This window comes from Shewanella zhangzhouensis, from assembly GCF_019457615.1.
Classification (GTDB): Bacteria; Pseudomonadota; Gammaproteobacteria; order Enterobacterales; family Shewanellaceae; genus Shewanella; species Shewanella zhangzhouensis.
The window spans coordinates 3997662-4014797 of record NZ_CP080414.1; the positions used below are offsets into that span (position 1 = coordinate 3997662).

The 17136-nt window shown below is 54.9% G+C and carries 13 protein-coding genes and 1 pseudogene; 9 read left to right on the forward strand and 5 right to left on the reverse strand.

The window, feature by feature from the left end; translation table 11 throughout:
- Positions 1 to 19: 19 nt before the first annotated feature.
- Both K0H63_RS17635 and K0H63_RS17640 read left to right on the forward strand, forming a co-directional pair.
- Positions 20 to 619 (forward strand): hypothetical protein, encoded by a 600-nt coding sequence (locus K0H63_RS17635; RefSeq protein ID WP_220065800.1) that lies wholly within the window; start codon positions 20 to 22, stop codon positions 617 to 619.
- 253 nt (positions 620 to 872) lie between these two features.
- Positions 873 to 2483 (forward strand): PQQ-binding-like beta-propeller repeat protein, encoded by a 1611-nt coding sequence (locus K0H63_RS17640; protein WP_220065801.1) that lies wholly within the window; start codon positions 873 to 875, stop codon positions 2481 to 2483.
- A 104-nt stretch (positions 2484 to 2587) separates the two neighbouring features.
- Here K0H63_RS17640 and K0H63_RS17645 read toward each other — a convergent pair whose 3' ends face one another.
- From K0H63_RS17645 to K0H63_RS17660, 4 genes are all read right to left on the reverse strand, one after another.
- Positions 2588 to 2983 (reverse strand): c-type cytochrome domain-containing protein, encoded by a 396-nt coding sequence (locus K0H63_RS17645; RefSeq protein WP_220065802.1) that lies wholly within the window; start codon positions 2981 to 2983, stop codon positions 2588 to 2590.
- A 472-nt stretch (positions 2984 to 3455) separates the two neighbouring features.
- Positions 3456 to 4631: a glycerate kinase gene (locus tag K0H63_RS17650; protein WP_220065803.1), complete on the reverse strand. Its 1176-nt coding sequence runs from the start codon at positions 4629 to 4631 to the stop codon at positions 3456 to 3458.
- Between the two features lie 9 nt (positions 4632 to 4640).
- A complete protein-coding gene (locus K0H63_RS17655) occupies positions 4641 to 5903 on the reverse strand; it encodes a GntP family permease (protein ID WP_220065804.1) in 1263 nt (420 codons plus the stop codon).
- 120 nt (positions 5904 to 6023) lie between these two features.
- Positions 6024 to 7139, reverse strand: coding sequence for a sugar diacid recognition domain-containing protein (locus K0H63_RS17660; RefSeq protein ID WP_220065805.1), 1116 nt, complete (start codon positions 7137 to 7139; stop codon positions 6024 to 6026).
- A gap of 600 nt (positions 7140 to 7739) precedes the next feature.
- Here K0H63_RS17660 and K0H63_RS17665 point away from each other — a divergent pair.
- Together K0H63_RS17665 and K0H63_RS17670 are read left to right on the forward strand one after the other, a co-directional pair.
- Positions 7740 to 8741, forward strand: a complete 1002-nt coding sequence (locus K0H63_RS17665; RefSeq protein WP_220065806.1) for a hypothetical protein — start codon at positions 7740 to 7742, stop codon at positions 8739 to 8741.
- A 198-nt stretch (positions 8742 to 8939) separates the two neighbouring features.
- Positions 8940 to 9440: a hypothetical protein gene (locus K0H63_RS17670; protein WP_220065807.1), complete on the forward strand. Its 501-nt coding sequence runs from the start codon at positions 8940 to 8942 to the stop codon at positions 9438 to 9440.
- A gap of 139 nt (positions 9441 to 9579) precedes the next feature.
- On the opposite strand, the pseudogene K0H63_RS17675 reads toward K0H63_RS17670, so the two are convergent.
- Positions 9580 to 9792 (reverse strand): annotated as a pseudogene (locus K0H63_RS17675) (hypothetical protein); the annotation flags it as partial.
- A gap of 241 nt (positions 9793 to 10033) precedes the next feature.
- Here K0H63_RS17675 and K0H63_RS17680 point away from each other — a divergent pair.
- The 5 genes from K0H63_RS17680 (at position 10034) to K0H63_RS17700 (ending at position 16925) form a co-directional block, all read left to right on the forward strand.
- The gene (locus K0H63_RS17680) at positions 10034 to 11035 is read left to right on the forward strand and encodes an alpha/beta hydrolase (RefSeq protein ID WP_220065808.1); all 1002 of its coding nucleotides are present in this window, start codon (positions 10034 to 10036) and stop codon (positions 11033 to 11035) included.
- A 99-nt stretch (positions 11036 to 11134) separates the two neighbouring features.
- Positions 11135 to 12979 (forward strand): choice-of-anchor I family protein, encoded by a 1845-nt coding sequence (locus K0H63_RS17685; RefSeq protein WP_220065809.1) that lies wholly within the window; start codon positions 11135 to 11137, stop codon positions 12977 to 12979.
- 258 nt (positions 12980 to 13237) lie between these two features.
- Entirely contained in the window at positions 13238 to 15343 is a 2106-nt protein-coding gene (locus tag K0H63_RS17690) for a TonB-dependent receptor plug domain-containing protein (RefSeq protein ID WP_220065810.1), read from the forward strand.
- A 146-nt stretch (positions 15344 to 15489) separates the two neighbouring features.
- Entirely contained in the window at positions 15490 to 16248 is a 759-nt protein-coding gene (locus K0H63_RS17695) for a hypothetical protein (RefSeq protein ID WP_220065811.1), read from the forward strand.
- Positions 16249 to 16538: 290 nt separating this feature from the next.
- Entirely contained in the window at positions 16539 to 16925 is a 387-nt protein-coding gene (locus tag K0H63_RS17700) for a DUF3718 domain-containing protein (protein WP_220065812.1), read from the forward strand.
- Positions 16926 to 17136 lie beyond the last annotated feature (211 nt).

The following is a 17136-nucleotide window of genomic DNA, read 5'->3' on the forward strand; positions in this document are numbered from 1 at the left end:
AAGGATGCAAATTTAGACTATGGAAGACATTATTAAATTCTTAGGGGGGGCTAGCTTATTACTTGCAGCTGTAGCTTGGCTAATAAGGTCTCTAACAGGGCATTTATTATCTAAAGATATTGATGTTTTTAAAAACCAATTGAAATCAGAGGCCGAAAAAGAGCTGGCGATGCTAACTGCATCTCTACAACTAGATAATGAACGTCTTAGGATAAAGCTTTCAGTATTAGAGTCACGAAGGTTGGAGGTTTTGGAAGAACTCTTTTCTAGGCTTACTCATCTCACGAAGCGGGCTGAGATTTTTTCTTGGGGCCCTGAATTAAATGATATCGAAGAGTTGCGCAAAGACGGCGAAAAATTTTATGACAGTTATATTTCGTTCTATCAATATTTTGAAGAGCATTCAATATTTCTCCCAAAAACTTTGGAGAGTGATATTAACTTCATGCATGATAATTATTACAATGCTTGGATGAAGGTTGAGGAGGCTTCCAATGAAGAAATCAAGCCTTTAATGGAAAAACTAAAAAAAGAAATGCCGGCAGTACGTGATAAGAGCATTAAGATCAGATGGAAAATCGCGAAAAGTCTCAGAGAGATTTTAGGTGTTGAGAGTTAACAAGCACATTAACTATCTCCCACAAAAAGCGTGAATCGGACTCGCTATTGCTCGCCTTTTATGCAAGCGCTTTCGCCCTACCCCATATGTAAATATTGATTTAAATATTCTCGCCAACACCCTCGCTTGGTGCTATTTTCTGGCGGCTTAATTTGTGCCTGACACCGGGCAAATTAAAACATAGCATGCGATTAAAATAACAATACTCCGCCGCTTGGCTGCGGCTGGAATAACAATAATTAAAGGGATAGTAATGAAACACGGATTGACTTACTTGTTTGCCACTTCGGCTGTGTTCCTGTCTGCCTGTGGCGGTGGCGATTCGGGCGGCGGTGATTCTGGCGGTGGCGAGCAGCCCGTGGCCAAGGTAAGCCTGCAGCTGGCTTCCGAACAGGTATCGCTGCAGCTCAGCCAGGGGGATGCGTTACCCCTTACCGTCAGTGGCACCTGGTCTGGCAGCAATCTTGGCGCCAGTCAGGTATTTGTGAAGCTTTACGACCAAAACAATCAGTACATTTCCCCCGTGGTGTCGGCGGCCCTCAGTGGCAATAGCTTCAGCCTGGATACCCAGCTCAATATAGACCTGCAAGTTGGGCAATACACGCCAACACTCACACTGGTTGCCTGTAAAGACGCGAGCTGCACAAGCCTTTACCCCGACTCGCAGGAAGCGCTGACCCTGCAACTGGATGTGGCCAAAGTGCCCGAGTGGCAGACCCATCAGGCCAACGCGGCTCACAATGGCTACGTACCTGTGTTATTGAACACCAACAACTTTGCCAAACTGTGGGAGTGGCAACGCGCCCCTTCCTCCGAGCCCATTGGTGGCATTAATGCGCCGGTTGGCGGCAATGGCGAAGTTTACCTCTCTACCGATGTGTATTTCGGCGATGCGGCCGTGATTGCGCTGGATGAACTCACCGGTAAAGAAAATTGGCGCCTGTCCTTTGGCAATGTGCCCGCGCTGAATCCGCCGGCCATCAACGACGATACCCTGTTTATCGCGACATCCGGCCATCAGGACACCAAGGTATGGGCCATCGATCGTGCCCTTGGCAAGCTTAAGTTCCAGACCAACTTTTCATCACAGTGGGGACACTATCTCGCCCCCACGGTTTATGACGACAAGGTCTATCAGACCGGCGGTTACTACGGCGGTTTTACCTACGCATTTGACATTAACGACGGTGTTCAGGCCTGGTCGCAGTCCCCCGGCACCTCATGGGGTATGGACACGCCTGCGGTGGATGCCAACCATGTGTACGTGCACAGTGGCAACGAGCTGACCGTATTCGACAAAAATACCGGCGACAAACTCAGCACCATCCAGGATCTCTTCGGTAATAGCAACTACGACTACCATGGCTCCCCAGTGATTGGCACTGAAGGCAGAGTCATGGCCTACAGTGGCGGCGCCTTCAGCGGCCGTGCCAGCAGCAATGCCGAGCATTTTGAAGACAGGGTGATTTCCAGCTTCGATGTGGTGAAAAAGGAATACCGCTGGGCCAGCCGTTTCACCTACAAAACCTTCTTCGCCACCCACAATGGCGTGGTCTATGCTGGCAAAAACAATCCTGCCTCACTGGATGCCATCGACGAGGATACAGGTGAAGTGCTGTGGAGCTGGGTTGCCCCCACCACCCAGGACACCTCATTCCACCGCAATGTGGTGGTGACCAAAAATCTGCTCTTTGTCAGCACCAATGCCCATGTCTATGCCATCGATTTGCAAACCCGCGAGCAGGTGTGGTCATACGATGAACCCGGTACCCTGGCCATTACCGATAATCGCATACTGCTGCTTGCCACCGGCGCCCAGGAAAGCGATGGTCGTTTAATAGCCTTTGATTTACGGGCTAATTAACAGTAACTTTCAAGGCCGCTATTTAAGTCAGGCAAACCAATAAAACAGGGGCTTTCGCCCCTGTTTTTGTATGCATCGCCCTGATGGTATCGCTTGGCCCGGGCTCAGTTATTGTTGGCGCCCTGGTCTATCCACAGCTTGATGGTGTCTATTTGCTCCTGGCTTAAGGGTTTACCCTCCCCCTGGGCCATTTTGTCTGAGTGGTGGGGCGGCATCTGTATTTTCGGGTCCACATTGTGGGAAATCACCAGATACAGGGTACTGGATGCGGCGCTGCCGGGTACGATAACCGGCCCCATCTTGGTGCCTGCCATCATGCTGCTGTGGCTGCTCAGGATTAAGCCCGCATTCTGGGCCCCTTCACCCGCCACATGGCAGCCGAAACAGGAGCCCTGCAAAATGGGCAACACATCATTTTGATAACTGACCTGACGACTGCAGCCGCTCACGACCATGCCCGTAGCCAGCAGCAGTATCAGCGCAATATTTTTCAGTAACATAACGCCTCCTTAGTCAAGGACTTCAGTAGCAAGCGTGGGCACGCACGAGTCAGGCGCAAGCGCGCCAGTACCTCGAAAAATCACCCCATGCCATAGCATTAAGTGTAGTTGGAAAGCATCTTTAACCACATTTTTTTCATGGATAAATCTGGGGGTCCGAGGAAGCATTCAGGCTTGCAAGGCAGCGAGCCAGGAGGCTTTGGCATTCTCAACCAAGTCGTGCTGTGTTGTGCTGTGTTGTGCTGTGTTGTGCTGTGTTGTGCTGTGTTGTGCTGTGTTGTGCTGTGTTGTGCTGTGCTGTGCTGTACCCTGCCATCAGCAAGGCCATATCGGCCAGCGTCAACGCCCTAATCACATAGCAACTATTGCCTTTGCGCTGTGGCCATTCACTGATCTGTTATCGAAATGACAGGGTTGGCTGTGGGGATGAAGCCGCAGCCGGTGTTTGATACCGGCCACGGGTGGAGAGCGCTCAGCGGGGTAGACGGTACAGCGCCGCGACGTTGCGGGCGGTCTGCTCAAGGTTGGTGCGGGCAGTGGCCAGCGCTTCGGGCAGCGTCATGGCGCGGTTAACCACGGCAAATACTGCATCAAGGCCATGGGCGTGTACCACGCCGCAGTCGTCGGTAAGGCAGCCTGCAATGCCTATCACTGGCTTACCAAACTGCTTGGCGCAGCGGGCCACGCCGATGGGAGTTTTGCCGTGAATGGTCTGGCTGTCGATACGGCCCTCGCCGGTGATAACCAAATCGGCATCGGCCACGGCATCGGCGAGTTTCAGCGCTTCAATCACAATCTGGATGCCGGGCTTAAGCTCGGCGCCAAGCAAACCCACCAGCGCCGCCCCCATGCCACCGGCAGCGCCCGCGCCGGGGATATCTTTTACCGACTTGCCAAGGGTGCTTTCGATACAGTCGGCATAACGCGCCAGGTTGGCATCAAGCTGTGAAACCATTTCAGGAGTCGCGCCCTTTTGCGGGCCAAACACCGCCGAGGCGCCCTTGGGACCACAGAGTGGGTTATTCACATCGCAGGCCACTTCGATAGTCAGCCCCGCCAAACGTGGGTCGAGGCCGGTTAAATCGATATGGCTAAGCTCTGCCAGACCGCCGCCGCCAAGGGCAATCGGACTGCCATCGGCTTTTAAAAGCTTGCCGCCAAGGGCGGTTATCATACCCGCGCCGCCGTCATTGGTAGCACTGCCGCCAATGCCCAAAATAAGATGGGTCACGCCCCGCTCCAGCGCCGCCAAAATCAGCTCGCCGGTGCCAAAGCTTGAGGTCAGCAGCGGGTTACGCCGCTCGGGCGCCACCAGATGAATGCCCGACGCCGCCGCCATCTCGATAACGGCACGTTTGCCTTCGCTCGTGGCAGAATCAGAGCCATCATTCGAACAAGAGCCAGAGCCGAGCAGCCCCAAAAAGCCTTCTACTCGATTCCCCAGCGGCGCGGTCACTTCGACTGGCACTATCGCGCCGCCGGTGGCATCCACCAGAGACTGCACCGTGCCTTCGCCGCCATCGGCCATCGGCAGTTTTACGTAACTGGCATCGGGCAACACCTGCTTGAAACCGGCCTCTATCATATCGGCCACTTCCATGGCGCTCAGGCTTTCCTTGAATGAATCCGGGGCAATTACAATTTTCATATCAATTCCTTAGGCGAGGCCAAACACACCAAACATCAGGGTGGAGACGGCCGCAATGGTCAGGCCGACCGCGGTTTCGTAAGGCAGCAACTTGAGACGCTCGCCCACGCCCATGTGCACGCTGCCGCCGGTGGCATGGAAGAAGGAGCCGTGGGGCATATGGTCGAATACAGTGGCACCGGCGTGGATCATGGCAGCGCCCGCCAAACCACTTACGCCCAGTTCAATCAGGGTCGAGCTGAATACGTTGGATGCCACCACGGTACCCGCAGTAGTCGAAGCCGTCGCCAGCGACATCAGCGCACCCGAGATAGGCGCCAGCAGGTAAGATGGCAGACCTGAGGCGGTGAGACCACCAATAAGCACATCTTTCAGCCCCGAGTTGGCGATGATGCCTGCGAGGGTACCCGTACCCAGCAGCATAATGGCCACAGGCGCCATGCGGGCCAAACCCGATACCGCATATTGGTTTACTTTGGAGAATTTACCCATCATCAGGGCGCCCACCAAGCCGCCCAGCGGCAGTGCAATCAGCGGGTCAACCACAATCCCGGCCATGGGGCGCAGTGCCAGCAGCAAAATGGCCACCAGGGGCGCACTGATGGCAGCGAAGAAGCGCGGCAGATTGCTCTCATCCACACTGACCACTTCTTCGGCGGCAACCTTGCTGCCTTTGTTATTCAAACGCTTGGCAATCCAGTAGGCCATCACCAAACCAAAGATACCCGGAATAATACCGGCCGCCATCACCGAGGTCAGCGGCAGGTTAAAGGCATCGGCCGCCGCAATGGCATTGGGGTTGGGTGACATTACGTTACCCGCTTTACCGCCGCCAATCATGGCCAGCAGAATTGCGGCCTTGGAAAGGTCGGCACGCCGTGCAATAGCAAGCGCAATCGGCGCCACCGTGATGACGGCCACGTCCACAAACACGCCAACGGCGGTGAGGATCATGGTTGCCAGTGCCAGCGCCAGCAGGGCGCGGGTTTCACCGATTTTCTTCACTATGGTTTCGGCAATGGTGGTGGCTGCGCCGGACTCAATCAGCACACCTGCGAGTACACCGGCCGCCAGAATGCGCATGACTGCGGTGGTGATGCCCTGGGCACCGCCAATCATCAGCGCCACCGTTTGGGTTAAATCGGCACCGCCGATAAGGCCACCGGCAAGGGCGCCGACTATCATGCCGTAGGCGGGCGGCACTTTTTTCAGAATCAGAAAGATAGCGATGGATAGCGCAGCTATGGCGCCAAGGGCAGTTACCGAAGTCATGGCAGACACCTTTTATATGTTTGTTTGGTGGCCATTATGATGATTGCCAGCGGGAAAGCTTTGTTCAGTGATACAAATATCAACAGGATTTTAACGGCAATATTTGTTGTATCGAACAAATCAGCTTTCCAGATTGAGACCGAGATAGAGTAAAAATTTGTCATCCAGGTTATTGATATTCAAGCCAGTTATCTGCTCGATACGGCTGATGCGGTAGCGCAGTGTGTTGGGGTGAATAAACAGGGCTTCGGCGCAGCGATTGAGATCACAGTTCAATGCGAAATACTGCCGCAGGGTTTTAACAAGCACCCCCTTGGTGTCGGAACCCGTCAGCAACTTAAGGGGGGCGCGCAGTTCATCGGCCTGCCACGAGTCCGCCAGACTGCCAAGCAGCACCGGCAGCCGATAGTCTTCAAAAAAGTACACCTGCTTACGCGGTGCCTGACGCATACCCCGGCGTAGGGTGTCGCGGGCGGTTTGATAAGAGCGCGCCAGCCCATCGACACCGGCAAAATAATCGCCCACGGCGATGCGCACCTTAAAGTGCGGTATACGTGCCAAAAGCTGCTTTACCCGCCCCCGCTCCTGCTCCGACTGCCACACCTCATCGACAATTTTGGCGGGTTTAAGTACCACGATTTCATCCAGTCCATGAATCGCCACCAGATTGTCGCGCTCCGGGTTCTCAAGCTGATGCACCAGCTCACGAAGCCTTGCCGGCTGCGCCTCTTCCAGCGCCAGCACAGCCACAACCCGGGGCTGCGCCAAATCCAGCCCCAGAAAACGCGCCGCCTGCTGCAACTGCTCCACATCGCCCTCGCCGCGGATAAGCTGCAGTACCAGCTCCTCCTTGTGGCGCTTATCCCACTGCAGCTGTTCGGTCAGCGCCGCCTGCTCCAAAATCAGCTCGGCGGTCATCCGCACCAGCTCGGCATAAGCGCGCACCTCATCGGGCTCGCCCGAAATACCGATAACCCCAATGCGCTTGCCCTGATACTCAATGGGCAGATTAATGCCAGGGCGCACCCCTTTGAGCTGCTGGGCGGTAGCCTCATTAATCTCCACCACCCGGTTTTCGGCCAGGGCCAGCACTGCCCCTTCGTGGCGTTGATGCAACCGCTCCGGATTGCCGGAGGCAATGATAAGGCCGTGCTCGTCCATCACATTGACCGAGAACGACAGAATTTTCATTGCCCGGCTGACAATCTGCGCCGCCAGGGCATCATTGAGTTGCATAGGATCTCCGAAACGGAAGCATCTGGGAAACTGAGGCGATAGCGCGTAAATGGCTGGCACAACCCACTGTGCTACCCGCGTTAGCCGATGCTATTTAATCTACCGCCACTTTATCCGATCCAGGAGTGGCCATAAAACCCAATGTCAGTATTCGCTCGTCTCATCTCACTGCGCTGCAAAATAATGTTTGTGACATCGGCCGTATTTGCCGACATAGGCTCGGGTATTGCGCTTGCCCGCATGTCACTTTTATCGTACGCTGCTGTAACTTTATTTTAAAAAACAATGCTTAATCTATTTCTTGATTGCGGTTTCAGGCTGCAATTTTAAAACTGCATTTACAGGGATGATGTGGGCGCTCGCCATACTGAAGCGGCGAGGATGACAAGGGAGTGCCGCTGTAAGTCTCCAGTGGTGTCCTCCTGGCTGCTAATCACTGCGTGCTGGGGATATCCGTCAGTCCTGTATTGTTTTTACGTGTCAATATGCCTTGGTTGGTGCCAAGGGATAGACGCATGCAGTAAACCGGGCAATTTGATGATTCATTTGCATCTAATTCAATGATTTAAACAACATCACCATTATCAGGGAAAAGGAATTATGATTGATAGTTTGCTAGCTGAAAAAGTGCAATTGGGCTTCGATATTGCCACCAGCGTTACCATTATCACCGCATTAGCTACCTGGTGGCTCGAAAGTCGCCGTCGAGCCAAAAACGAGCGTGAAGTGGGTATCAATGAAAGAGCACGGGCATCTTCGCTGGCAAAAGTTCAGTCAATCCTTGAGGAGTTTGAGAATGCGTTCAGTCAAATCGTTCTCAATGGTACCAAGTTTGAGCGGCCGATAGATATTCGTCTGACAGACAAGGGCGATGGAATAAATTTCTCGAAACTTGCATTACACATCGGAAAAAACAGACCTTTTATTCAAACACAGCTTGAATCCTTAAGAGCCTTTATTGAAGGCACCGACCACTACTACGAGACCATTCAAAAACGTCGTTACACCCTGCTGCCGGTTCTCGACTCCATAAAAGATGGTCAAAAAATCAGAGAAGATTTTTTCCGTGACATAGAAGAAATCGCCCAAATTCATAATAGATTAGGTTCTGGATGGTCTGCACTTCTCAAGGAATTCGTTGATTTACAAAACATTGTCAATGAAACCCTTCACAATCAAACATTGTCGACCGAAGACAGTATCAAAGCGCTTATTTCCAACAGTGATTTCAAAGACAGGGCGTTTTCAATACTGTTGGATATAGATTATTTTTCTTGGGTTAGCAGCTTTGTTCCAAGTGGCGAAGAAGAAACTTATAAAGATGCCATCAGAAATAATACAGCAGACCAAATCAGGGATACTGTCTTTACCACTTATATCAATTTGGCATCATCAAGCGTCACCAAAGGTGATGAACTCATGGCTCAGATCCTTTATGGCACTTCCTGTGAAGTTCAAGCTGCACGCATTGAATGTAAAGATATTCTGATCAAACTCAGCGCCCTATCCCACAAACTTCTCTCCAACAAAGAAGACAGACCTTTGAAAGAGATAATAACCGACTACGAAGAAGTACTGGGTAAAGATACGTTAATTCGCTGATGCTGTTATAACGACTCAGATTTACCTTGATAGGTTCCTGATTCAACGTAAATCTGGGTCGGATAGTTTTCAGGTTTCACCATCCAACTAGTTATCAAGCATAGCTGCAAGATATATCAATCATCGATGCACTCACTTGATAGCTTTCAGCAACACGCAAAACCTTTAGCCAGAAGTTAGTTTTTACAAGGAACAGGCATGAACGGACTCTTGAAACTCTTATTGGTGGGGGCGCTGGCCTACGGCGGCTACGACCTGTATCAAAAGCACTATGCAGAAAAGGCCGAGCCTGAGGTGGTGTGGCAGCCCTATGTGCTGGACACAGTGAACATCAGCGTGATGTTTCCCAAGGCACCCACGGTGGAGCGCCGCTCGGTGGAAGGACACACGGTGGAATGGCAAGGCTCAAGGCATGCGGCCGCCGAGTACACCCTGGTTGTGATACAAAACCCGGATGTGACCCTGGGGGACTATTACCCCAGTTCCCTTATCAACATGGGCGCCAGACTCAAAGACAAGCGCTTTATCATGGTGGATGGTTACGATGGCTACGAGTTCAGCCTGGACTTAAACGACAAGCTGGTCACCCAGCGGATGATAAGCTTTCACAACGCCATGGTGACCCAAACCGCCATCTATACCGACCACGAAGCCAATAACGGCGATACTGAGAAGTTTTTGTCCTCCCTGTCACTGTAATCGGCGCGCACAGTGCTGATGTGAGCCGTGCTCAGCGCCCGGCCTCATCTGCCCCTGCATCTGTCACTTTGTCTGCCGCTTCGACAAGTGCTTTGTCAAAGCCGTGCCCACCTTCTGCGGCAAGGCGTTTTGCCAGCTCCTCACGGCGAACAAACACAAAGGTGAGATACATCTTGGTAGGCAGGGAGAGCGCCATACCAATGGCCACACACAGGGCGCTGAGGATTATCCCCCTCACCCCCATAGCTTCGACGGCGTCGTTAAAGTTATGCAGATAAACGCCAAGCAAAATTAACGAGATCCCCAGCAGCATCAGGGTCTTCAGCACTCGGATCAGGGTCTCATCGCGCATCTGTAATTTCCCGCCTCTGTTGCAGCATCTGCCCACAGGTCTGCAAGCATAAGTTAAATCTGATACAGCCCAAGCTAACCTATTGCAGCAAATTTACCCTGATCTGGATCAGTGATGAATGCTGGCTGCCATAGTCAATGTTGCGAGCAGGCGGTATTCGCCCCAGTCGAACAATTGCGGCTTTATGCTCAAAGCCTGATGAGGCACACTGACCAGCCCCAGGGATGACCGGACTATTTCGATGAGATTCATTGCATTAACCAAATCCGCCGCCATCGGCCTGTGCCTAAATGCTGCCACATTTACGGTACAGGCAGACAACCACAGCACAGCCACAACAACACTGGCAACACAAGCCCCGCCGGCAGGCTTTACTCTGCCCCGCACCGAGGTATTTACCCTTCGCGACCCCAGCAGTGGCAGAAATTACCAGATTGCGGTGCAGCGCCCCAAAGACAGCAGCAGGCTTGCCACTGCGCCCCAGGTGTATCTGCTCGATTCGCCCTACGCCTTTCCCATAGTGACAGGCGCTATACGCTTTCCGGTGGGCAGTGGCACCATGGAGGATGCGCTGGTGATAGGTGTTGGCTTTGCAGAAGGTGACCGCGGCCAGGCGAGCCGGGTGCGTGACTATACCCCCACAGAGGATAAAGACTGGAAGCTCGCCACAGGCGGTGCGGCCGCCCACGCCGACTTTATTGAAAAGACACTCTTTCCCGAAATCAGCCGCCGCTATCTCGCACAGGCAACGGTCACTGATTCGCAGGTCACCGCCTCCACAACAAGCCAGTCAGCGTCCGCAGGCACACCATCAGCCCCCAGACGCATCTTTATCGGCAATTCCCTCGGCGGCCTCTTCGGTGGCTGGCTTATTCAGGCAAGACCTGTGCTGTTTGATGACTACATCCTGGGCAGTCCCTCGGTGTGGTTTGATGATGAATCCCTGCTGACAACCTCACTAGTCAGGGATACAGCCGCCGATCAAGGTGCCACAAATGCGGCCACTGACAAACCCACGCCAAACCGGGTGTTTATCGCCGTGGGCGCCCGGGAGTTTCCACCGCAACAACAGCACGATATGGTCGCCGGGGCCCGTAAGCTCAAGGCGAGACTCGAGGCCTTACCCGGGAGACAAATCGAGCTTAAATACCTGGAGATCCCCGAGGCCGACCATGGGATGGCCTTTCCCACCACCGCCATCCACGGCTTGACCTGGCTGCTTGGACATAGCAATAACGACTGACGTTTCACACAGTTGCCACCAAAGTGTCATCCCCCTGTCATTCAAAGTGGGTTTCATCTTGTCATTTATGACAAACATTGATGGAAAGGGGAAAACAGGATGACACTCAGATATTCGCTGCTGGCACTGGCGCTGGCTTCACTCTTGGCAGGCTGCTCTACCGATGGCGACGATGGCGCCAAGGGTGAGCCGGGCGCACCGGGAATTTCCGGGCCGGAAGGTCAACCGGGTCAGGACGCGGTGCGTGAGCTCGACATTCAGGTGGTGGGCCGTTTTGCCAGTGGCATCTACGGTAAATCTGCCGCCGAGATAGTGCAGTTTCACAAGGCATCGGCCAAAGTCTTTGCCATCAATGCCGCCAGCAACCATATCGAGGTTATCAGTCTGGCGGGGTTGCCTACCGCCGCCGTGGCAAATCCGGTTTCGGACAACAGTTTAACCTCCACTCCCATGAGCTTCCCGGCGTCGGTCAAGGTGAAAAACGCCGACGACAGCGAAACCGAACTCACCCTTGGGGTGGCCAACTCCCTCGCCATTCAGGGTGATTGGCTGGCACTGGCGGTGGAAAACGCCGTGAAAACCGCCACCGGCGCCGTGCTCTTTTACCAGCTCGACAGCAATGGCTCAGCCACCTTTGTGAAGGCCGTTGCCGCTGGTGCCCTGCCGGACATGCTGACCTTTACCCCCGATGGCACCAGGGTATTGGTCGCCAACGAAGGCGAGCCGGATACCGATTATCTTGCCGATCCCGAAGGCAGCATCAGTGTGATTGCCCTCGGCGATAACCAGCCGGCGGATATGGCGCAGCACATCAACTTTGGCACCGATATGCGCTTTTCCAGCAAGCTTATCAAGGCCACCGATTACGACACCGACGCCAAGCGCATGGCGCTGCTCAAGGCATCCGGCGTGAAATTTGCCGGGCCGGATGGCACCACGGCGGCGCAGGACATAGAGCCCGAGTACATCAGCGTTGCCGCCGACAGCAAGACTGCCTGGGTGTCGCTGCAGGAAAACAACGCCATCGGCATAGTGGATCTCGAGGCCATGACGGTGGAGGTTAAGGCGCTGGGTGTTAAGGACTGGAGCCAATACCGCCTGGACTTTACCAACAAGGATGAGGTTATCCAGCTGCAACACGCCCCCGGGGTGTACGGCATGTATCAACCCGACACCATTGCCACCTACAGCTGGAATGGTGCCACCTTTATTGTCAGCGCCAACGAGGGTGACTCCCGCGATTGGAATGCCTACTCAGAAGATATCCGCGTGGCCGACGTGGTCGACCCCGACGAGTTTAATCTGCAGCTCTCTGCCGAACTGCAAAATCTCTATGATGTCAGCGGTGGTAAAAACGGCCTCGGCAGGCTCAAGGTAACCTCGGCGCTGCTGGATGAAGACCAGGACGGCATAGTCGAGCGCCTGTATGCCTACGGTGGTCGTTCCTTCTCCATCTGGGATGCCCAGCTCAATCAGGTATTTGACTCCGGTGACGACTTTGGCCGCATTGCCGCCGCCGTCCTTGGCAACAATGCCAACAGCTCCCACAGCGAAAACAAGGGTGACGACCGCTCCGACGACAAGGGCGGCGAGCCGGAAGCCATAGACGTGGGCACCATCAATGGCCGCACCTACGCCTTTATCGGCCAGGAACGCTCGGGCGATCTCTTTGTATATGACATCAGTAATCCCTTTCAGGCTGCGTTTGTGGCCCACTACAACAACCGCAACTTTGATGTGAGCTTTGAACTGGATGACGAACTTGCCAACCCCTGCGACAGCAGCGAAGGCATGGACTGTACCGAGGTGCCCAATGCAGGTGATTTAGGCCCCGAGAGCATCAAGTTCATCAGCGCCGACGACAGTCCAAGCGGCCAGCCGCTGTTGGTGGTGGGTAATGAAGTCAGCGGCAGCGTGACCCTGTATCAGGTCAGCGAAAAATAAGCCCAGGGCTTAGCCCTTTGTTCCCAGCCCGGCTGCCCATAAGGCGTCGGGCTTTTTTATGGCCCTGATGTTGCGGCCTTATGTTTCTGGGCGGCCACCCGCCAACATTTTTAGGTGGCCACCCGCCAACATCGGCCTGCTAATTCAGCCTTCACTGTTACTGCGACAATTTGCCACACCTTGGTCACAAAGGTTGCCGCCTATAATGGCCGCGCTTTTAGCCCATGCCAAAACAACAGCAACAGCGAGGCCTACTCAATGCACAATGCTTTGTTTCTTAAAAATAAACTCTTTATCGCTCTGTCCGTCACCGTCGGCGCATTCCCCGCTATTTCCCTGGCGACTCAGGCCCCCTTATCCGATATCGAACACCTCGAGGTCGAAGGCCAAAGGCCCGGAGACCATCAGCAACTCGGCAGCGCCGAGCGTCTCCTTGGTAAGCAGGGGGTGGACTTTTCTGCCGCCGGCGGAATGGCCGCGCTGCCGGTATTGAATGGCATGATGGGCGATCGCATCAAGATCCTGGTAGATGGTGCCGAGGTGTCGGCAGCCTGCGCCAACCAGATGAACCCGCCCCTGTCGTATGTGTCGGCCAGTCAAATCCGCAGTGTCAGCGTGGTGGCGGGCGTGTCACCGGTGAGCCTGGGGGGCGACAATATTGCCGGCGTGATTAAGGTCAGCAGCCTGGTGCCCCGCTTTGGCCAGTCTGAGTCGCTGCAATGGGATCAGGGCTCGCTGTCGGCCGGGTGGCGCAGTGTCAGTCACAGCCAAACCTATGGTGCCAGCGCCTCGGCGAGCAGCAAACACCTGAGCTTCGAGTACCGCGGCGCCTTTGAAGATGCCAAAAGCTACCGGGACGGCCATGGCAACAAGGTCACAGATACCCTGTTCCGCGCCCAAAACCACAGCTGGCTCGCGGCCTGGCAGGATGAAGGCCAAACCCTGTCGCTCAAGCTGACCCATCAGTACATCCCCTTCGAAGGCTTTGCCAACCAATACATGGATATGACTGATAACAAGGGCTATGGGGCACAGCTGAATTACGACCGCAGGCTGGCCAACGAGGGCGAGTTCAGTGCCCAGCTCAACTGGCATCTGGTGCAGCACAAGATGGGCTTTTTCACCGATGAGAAGCCGGGCAAAATGCCCATGGAAACCGAAGGCAGCGACTACAGTTATCAACTGGCCTGGCGCCTGCCGGAGAGTGACGGCGATGTTTGGCTCTGGGGCCATGAGTTTTTTAACCAGCGCCTCGACGATACCTGGCCTGCGGTGCCCGGCTCCATGATGATGGGTCCCATGGATTATGTGAACATTCACGATGGTCAACGTCGCCGCGCCGCCCTGTATGGCGAGTGGCAGCATAACCTCAGCCCCCGTTGGTGGTTATCATCCGGCGTACGATTTGAATATGTGACCACCAATACGGGTGAGGTGCAGCCCTACAACCAGATGCCGGTAATGGGCATGCCCAATGCCGATGCCGCGGCGGCATCCGCCTTTAACAGCAGCTACCGCAAGCAGTCGGATGCGCTGCTCGATGCCACAGTGCTGGCCCGTTATCAGGGTGGTGAAAACTGGCAACTGGAGCTGGGGCTGGCCCGGAAAAACCGTACGCCCAACCTGTACGAGCGCTACAGCTGGGGCCGGGGCGTAATGGCCAGCACCATGGTGGGCTGGTTTGGTGATGGCAATGGCTATGTGGGCGACATCAATCTGCGTCCCGAAACCGCCCACACCCTAAGCCTGGCCTACAGCTATGCAGGGGAGGATATGCAATTCGGTGCCTCCACCTGGTACAGCGACATTCAGGACTATATCGATGTGGAGGTGATTGGCAGCTTCACCCGTGGCGGCGCCGATGGCGCCCGTAACCTGCTGCAGTTCACCAATCTGGATGCCAGGTTGTATGGCGCCAACCTGAGCGCCGACTACCGGCTGAGTGAAGGCCAGAGCGGCCGCTGGAGCATCGAGGCCGAAGCCACTGCCCTGAGGGGGGAGCGCAAAGACGGCAGTGAGCCCTTATACCAAATCAAGCCCCTGGAAACCCGCCTGGCGCTGGCCCATCGTCTGGGTGACTGGCAAACAGCGCTAGAGTGGCAGTGGGTGACCACCAAAGACGAGGTAGACAGCCGCCGCCTGGAAAATACCACCAACAGCTATTCACTGCTGAACCTGGAAAGTCGCGTGAGTTGGCAGTCACTGACCTTAACACTGGCGCTGAATAACCTCCTCGACCACTACTATCAGCTGCCTTTGGGTGGCGTCAGCGTGGCCGACTACCGCAACAACAAGGACGAAGGATTTGCCCAGTTGGCGGGGGCCGGTCGCTCACTGGAGTTAACTGCAACTTATCGCTTCTAATCCGGCAGCAGGGCATTCAGCCGATACCCGGGTCACAATGCCCGGACCATAGGTTGGTATTCACCTCTATTATTCAATAAGATAAGCGGCGCATACCGGCGGGCATAATACACATGCCCGCCAATCCATTGAATAAGGATGTTTCAATGTTCCGAGCTGCCAGGCCGTTTTTGACCGCTTTTACCCACCGCCCACTTTTGAGAACAATCAGCGCCGTCTCCTTGGTTGCCACCGGACTGCTTGCACTGGGTCTAGGAGGCTGCGGTTATCGCTTTGCCCCCAACGACAATCATTATCCCGAGATAAGCGATCGCTTTGTTTCGGCCAAGGTCAGTTTTGTGGCCAGCTTATACACCCCCACCCTGCCCAACCGCTGGCAACTGATGTTGTCCATGGAGTTTCCGGTGACCGGCGGCGTGACCTCAGAAGTGCCCAGCGACAGGCGCTTTTACCTAACCCAGGAATACTCACCCAGGCTGGCCACCGAAATGGGCGATAATACCGCCCCCGATGCTTACCCCGCCTCGCCGTTTGATTATCAGGAGAAAAAGTCCCGCAGCGGCCAGTGGCGATTCTCACCCAAGAGCTGCGAGCTTAAGCTGTACACCCGCGCCGGCAACTGGATGGCAACCCTCACGGGCGATCTTGCCCCCTACACCAGCCTTCATCCCCAATGGGGCCAAACCACCAGGCAGATGCTGAGGTGGCGCCTGACCGACACCAACAGGGACGACTTGCAGGGGCTTGCGTTTTTCCATGCCGAACGTGCGTTGCTGTGCGACCAGACCAAGGCCTGGCTCGAGGCCAACGACCCAGATAATCAGGCCCTGAAGTGGCGCAGGGTCGATTTAACCCTGCCACAGCCCGGGCCAGTCCCCGCTGGCCGGGAACCATTGACAGACTGACGCCCAATCCACAGGTGCCGGGCAGCAATCGCCCGCGACCCGCTGCCCCCTTGCAGATGTTAAATCTGTTTCCGACGACATTATCAGACACATCCGCTTACTCAGCGACATTCAGCCATACAGAATTTCCATTCGGATACAAGTCTCCTACAAGCGGTTACAGCTTTTCCCGGCGGAAGTTCCTACAGTGAATTTGCCATGGGACGCCGCTCTGGGCTGGCACTCACCGGCAAGCCCTACTGCGCCCTCCAGGCCAGGAACTTGATAGGTCATCATTGAAGGAACAGACTATGAAAGCTCGCATCATATTGATACCCGCATTACTGCTGGGATTAACCGCCACAGCAAGCGCCACCGAATACCGCTTTATCGCCGCCGACAACAGCCCTGAAACCCTGATGTGCGTCGCCGCAGGCAGCAATAAGCTGACCAAGCTGCGGATGCAAATAGCTGAGTCCAATTCCAGCGCCCGCTACCATGCCAACAGTATTCGCTGCAACGACAAGAGCATTGCCCAGTTTGCCTATAGCTATGGCGCCGACAAGGCGTATGACTACCTGGCTTCCCATTCGAGGGAGCAAAACCGGGTAATAGAAAACGTCACCATTAAAGATCTCTCTGCTGCCGCAAGCCCAAACAGCGACGAGATTGTCTATATCCAGGTGTCTTCACGCTAAGCCAGCTGCAACAATCGACAAGGTCTCCACCGGGTGATTCCCCTGTGCGGCTGCACACTGGCCGACAGGGGCCCGGCGAACCTGAGAGGTCATCCGCAGCGCCCTGCCAGGCTCGGTTACAGACGCGCATACTCACTCACGCACACTCACTCACACATTCTCTCTGTCTTCCTTTCTAGCGCTCTCACTTCGCTTTCTCGCTTTCTGGCGC

What these genes read in the sequence shown, in the direction of transcription:
- K0H63_RS17650 (WP_220065803.1), bottom strand. Translation starts at nt 4,631, where the DNA reads ATGAAAATTGTAATTGCCCCGGATTCATTCAAGGAAAGCCTGAGCGCC.
- K0H63_RS17680 (WP_220065808.1), top strand. Translation starts at nt 10,034, where the DNA reads ATGAGATTCATTGCATTAACCAAATCCGCCGCCATCGGCCTGTGCCTA.
- K0H63_RS17635 (WP_220065800.1), top strand. Translation starts at nt 20, where the DNA reads ATGGAAGACATTATTAAATTCTTAGGGGGGGCTAGCTTATTACTTGCA.
- K0H63_RS17660 (WP_220065805.1), bottom strand. Translation starts at nt 7,139, where the DNA reads ATGCAACTCAATGATGCCCTGGCGGCGCAGATTGTCAGCCGGGCAATG.
- K0H63_RS17665 (WP_220065806.1), top strand. Translation starts at nt 7,740, where the DNA reads ATGATTGATAGTTTGCTAGCTGAAAAAGTGCAATTGGGCTTCGATATT.
- K0H63_RS17655 (WP_220065804.1), bottom strand. Translation starts at nt 5,903, where the DNA reads ATGACTTCGGTAACTGCCCTTGGCGCCATAGCTGCGCTATCCATCGCT.
- K0H63_RS17700 (WP_220065812.1), top strand. Translation starts at nt 16,539, where the DNA reads ATGAAAGCTCGCATCATATTGATACCCGCATTACTGCTGGGATTAACC.
- K0H63_RS17670 (WP_220065807.1), top strand. Translation starts at nt 8,940, where the DNA reads ATGAACGGACTCTTGAAACTCTTATTGGTGGGGGCGCTGGCCTACGGC.
- K0H63_RS17640 (WP_220065801.1), top strand. Translation starts at nt 873, where the DNA reads ATGAAACACGGATTGACTTACTTGTTTGCCACTTCGGCTGTGTTCCTG.
- K0H63_RS17685 (WP_220065809.1), top strand. Translation starts at nt 11,135, where the DNA reads ATGACACTCAGATATTCGCTGCTGGCACTGGCGCTGGCTTCACTCTTG.
- K0H63_RS17645 (WP_220065802.1), bottom strand. Translation starts at nt 2,983, where the DNA reads ATGTTACTGAAAAATATTGCGCTGATACTGCTGCTGGCTACGGGCATG.
- K0H63_RS17690 (WP_220065810.1), top strand. Translation starts at nt 13,238, where the DNA reads ATGCACAATGCTTTGTTTCTTAAAAATAAACTCTTTATCGCTCTGTCC.
- K0H63_RS17695 (WP_220065811.1), top strand. Translation starts at nt 15,490, where the DNA reads ATGTTCCGAGCTGCCAGGCCGTTTTTGACCGCTTTTACCCACCGCCCA.